The organism is Bifidobacterium sp. POST2/T3 (B1) (assembly GCF_058197115.1).
This window is the reverse complement of the sequence record NZ_JBVPQK010000249.1, coordinates 1-3,865: the sequence shown is the minus strand read 5'-3', so window position 1 is coordinate 3,865 and position 3,865 is coordinate 1. Positions and strand designations below refer to the sequence as shown.

Annotated in this window: 5 protein-coding genes; all 5 read right to left on the bottom strand. The window is 60.3% G+C overall.

The genetic code is table 11. The annotated features are described in order from the left end of the window. A partial coding sequence (locus AC0AP0_RS09945) for a signal recognition particle receptor subunit alpha (protein WP_490430349.1) occupies positions 1–1,136 on the bottom strand: 1,136 nt, incomplete at its 3' end. A gap of 49 nt (positions 1,137–1,185) precedes the next feature. Continuing rightward, complete coding sequence (locus AC0AP0_RS09940) at positions 1,186–1,749, bottom strand: hypothetical protein (protein ID WP_490430348.1); 564 nt, start codon at positions 1,747–1,749, stop codon at positions 1,186–1,188. A gap of 74 nt (positions 1,750–1,823) precedes the next feature. After that, positions 1,824–2,402 carry a GNAT family N-acetyltransferase gene (locus tag AC0AP0_RS09935; RefSeq protein WP_490430347.1) on the bottom strand — a complete coding sequence of 193 codons (579 nt, stop codon included), beginning with the start codon at positions 2,400–2,402 and terminating at the stop codon, positions 1,824–1,826. Positions 2,403–2,544: 142 nt separating this feature from the next. After that, entirely contained in the window at positions 2,545–3,219 is a 675-nt protein-coding gene (locus AC0AP0_RS09930; RefSeq protein WP_490430346.1) for a response regulator, read from the bottom strand. Then, the coding region (locus AC0AP0_RS09925) for a sensor histidine kinase (protein WP_490430345.1) at positions 3,212–3,865 on the bottom strand (654 nt) is incomplete at its 5' end. The genes AC0AP0_RS09925 and AC0AP0_RS09930, both read right to left, overlap by 8 nt.

Genomic DNA, 3,865 nt, shown 5'->3' with positions numbered 1-3,865 from the left:
TGGGCCTGGATCATCCCGTTCTGCCCGGTGGTGGCATCCAGGACCAGCAGAACCTCGTCCACGGGCAGGTTCTTCTCAACCACCCGCCGGATCTTGCCCAGCTGATCCATCAGGTTGGCCTTGTTCTGCAGACGGCCGGCAGTGTCCACAATGAGAACATCTGCCTGATCATTTTTGGCCCGTTCAGCCGCTTCAAAGGCCACCGAGGCCGGGTCGGCACCGTCACGGTCGCTGCGGACCACAGGCACGCCCACCTTGCCGCCCCAGGTTTCCAGCTGGTCAGCGGCGGCGGCACGGAAGGTGTCGGCGGCACCCATGACCACCGACTTGCCATCGGCCACGAAGAGCCGGGCCAGCTTGCCCGCCGTGGTGGTCTTGCCCGTGCCGTTGACACCCACCATGATGATGACCGACGGCCTGCTGGCCTGAGGTCGGGCAGCCGCCAGAGTTCGGTCCATATTGGGGTCGACCAGATCGATCAGGCGCTGACGAAGACCACGATGCACTGCTGCTGGGTCCCTCTGCCCGGTGATCCGGGCATCGTCACGCAACTGTTTCACCAGCTGTTCGCTGGCCTCAGCACCCACATCCGCCATGAGCAGGGTGTCTTCCACATCCTCCCAGTCGGACTCGCTCAGATGATCCTTGGTCAGAATGGCAAAGAGGGCCTTGCCGAAGGGGTTGGGGCTCTTGGCCAGCCTGGCCTTGAGCCTGGTCATACGGGATGCGGATGCCTCCGGGTGAGCCAGCTCCTCCTGTGCCGACGGTGCTGCTTGATCGGCTGAGGACGATTGACTGGATGCCTCTGAATCGACTGAGCCGGCTGAGCCGGCTGAATCCGTAGAAACGTCCGGATTATGGGAGACGCTCGATACGGGAGAGGCAGATTGGACAGCTTGATCACCTGATGAAGCTGCTGGGGAGGCACCAGGTTGGCCTTCAGCTTGACCCTCTGCTGCAGCCGTCGCCGATTTCGGGGACAAAGAAGGGTGGCCATTATCAGGCTCTTCCGTCCTGCCGGGACGGGTGGAATCCCCCTGGGACCGGCGTTTGCGGACCGTCACCAGAATACCGACCACCGCCAGCACCAGGACGATCAACACCGCGATAAGAATAAGGATCTGCTGTGTTGTCATAGGTACCAGCCTAAGGGCGAAAAGGGACACGGACGGTTATCGCCAGCGGTCACTTTCCGCCTGGGTGGCTCTTTTCCGTCTGCGAACCACTCTTGACTGCAGGCATGACGTCGGAGGTGGTGGTCTGAGGCTCCCTCCGCTGTGGACGCGAAGGCTCGGGGCTGGATGATCGTGGGGCGGAGTTCCTGGGGGCTGGAGGCCCAGAGGTCGCAGAGACCGACGGCACGGCATTCTTCTTTTGTCTCGGGCTGACCGACGATGTGGAATCGTTGCTCGGTGGCGGGGACAGATTTAACTCGTCCGTGGAATCGGAGGCCAGCAGACCTCGAACCTCCACCACGGAGGAGGAATTGACATAGACCGGATAGGGATGTTCACCGTCTTCAGCTGTTGATACGTCCTCGCCCGAGCCAGGGGAGAACGACAGATGCCCGCCTGCTATCCGCGGCAGCTTATTCTCTCGTTCCTGCTGACGGCGTGCAGCCCGGCGCACACGCTCATCGAGAGACTGGGAGAAGGCACGGTCCTGGGACTCGCCAAGCGCCAAGCGCATGACAAATACAACGAATGCCACCACCACCAGCACCCATACCAGGACAATCAGCCAGACCATACATGCCATTCTCTCAGAAGAACCCCACAGACGCGCTACGACACGAGGAATCTATCGGTCTCTTTCACACTGGTTCACGCGGACGCGTTCTTTGGTCGGCTCGCTTCGGCATGCAAATTAATCCAATATCGTTCTACTCGCTGACCAAAGCTGCTGAGGAGCACATTCTCCAGCTGCCCGCCACACGAGAGGATGGTACGGCAGCTGGCCAAATTCGACGGGGAGCAGGTAATCAGGACCCGGCTCATGCCAAGAGCGGCCGCCCGTCGCAGGCAATCATCCAGCATCAGCCCGGCATAACCCCGCCGACGACAATCAGGGCGAACTGAATAGCCTATATTGCCGCCCGAGCGTAGAAGCGCCTCTGTAAGCTGCAGCCTCAGCTGAATCATCCCCACCAGTTTGCCGCTGGGATCCATGGCTGCGAACTGCAGGGCGGGCACAAATCCCGACGGCAGATCATCGCCGCGCGCCTGACGAGCCACCTCCGGCAGGCCTGATTGACGAACCTCATCCAGGCTGTGGCAGTCCTCCAGGGGGCCGAGCCCGGCTGCTTCATCCTCAGGTCGAGCACGACAGGACTGCAGATATTCCCAGATCGCTTCGGCATTTACCGCCCCCGGGTGATCCATCCTCACCAGACGGATTCCCATAGTTCCCCTCCTCTGTCGAGTACTTGGCCGCCCCTTTGTGCTTTGTGCTTCAGCTTACTTAAACAGCATCCAACGGAACTGAAGATCCATCGTTCTTTCTGCTTTTTTCCTTCCAGTGCCTGGAACGGCTGGTCATGAATCGTCAGTCAGACATTCCGGCCTTAAACCATGTGATGACGATTTGTGTACGGTCTCGCAGGCCGGTCTTGTCGAGTATGCGACTTACGTAACGCCGGACAGAAGTAATTTCGAGAGTGAGGCGCTGGGCTATTTCCTGGTTGGAGAGCCCTTGAGCGATGAGCCCGGCTATCTCGTGCTCCCTGGGGGTCAACTTATCCAGCTGCTGCCTGGCCTGCGGATCACTGACCTTATGCCGGGCATAGGCTCTGTCGCGGTTGATGAGCTCCGCTGTAATGCGGGGGGTGAGCACTGCGTCCCCATCGGCCACTGCGTGAATGGCTCGGTGCAGGTCTCTGGTGGATACGTCCTTGAGCAGAAAGCCGTAGGCGCCTGCGTGCAGACCGGTGAAGGCGTAATCGTCTTCGTCATAGGTGGTCAGGATCAGCGTGCGAATGTCGGGGAACTCCTTGGCAATGACCGCAGTGGCACTGATGCCGTCCATCACCGGCATGCGAACGTCCATCAGGATCACCCGAGGCAACGGCTGGGCGGCTGCTTTCATCTCTCGAAGCATGGTCACTGCCTCCTGACCGTTGGAGGCTTGTCTGACGACCTGTAAATCGTGGTCGGCCTCGATCATGCGCACCAACCCCTTGCGGAGGAGCGCAAGGTCGTCGACCAGCATCAGGTCAATCATGGGCATTGCCCTCTTTCTCGCTGGTGCCAGGCAGGACGGCTTCTACAGTCCATCCCCCGTTCTCGCTCGGCCCGCAACTCAGACTCCCTCCCATCAGTCGGCATTGCTCGCCAATCTGCTTTAGGCCCACTCCTGGATGGTCATGAATGTCCGGTTGCTGATCGCCCAAGACTTGCCCATGCTCATTCCCGTGCCCATCATCGTGAATGCTGATACGGATGGTGCCGCCCTGCTCATAGTCGCGGGAGATGACGATGGTGCTCGGGTCTGAAGCGTGCCGGAGCGTGTTGGTGATTGCCTCCCTGCTGATGATGAAGCAAAGGTTGTCCTGTCTGGGATCGTGCCGCTGATGCCCTGTTTCGGTAGACACGACAGCCAGACCAGCCGAGCGGGCATGGGCGATTACGGTGTCGAGTTCGTCGAGCGTGTGCAGCCTGGAACCATAGCTGTGCCCATCATCATCGGACCCTTCCGGTAGCGCCTCATGCTCTTGGACAAGGGTACGGACGGCTTGTCGGGTGTCGGCCAACCCATCCCTGGCCACCTGATTGATGTCCTTAAGCACCTCATGCAGCTCCTCGGTCTCAACCGAGTCAGCGAATCCCTGGGTCAGGGCGATAATCGTGGTGAGGTCATGGCCCACGCT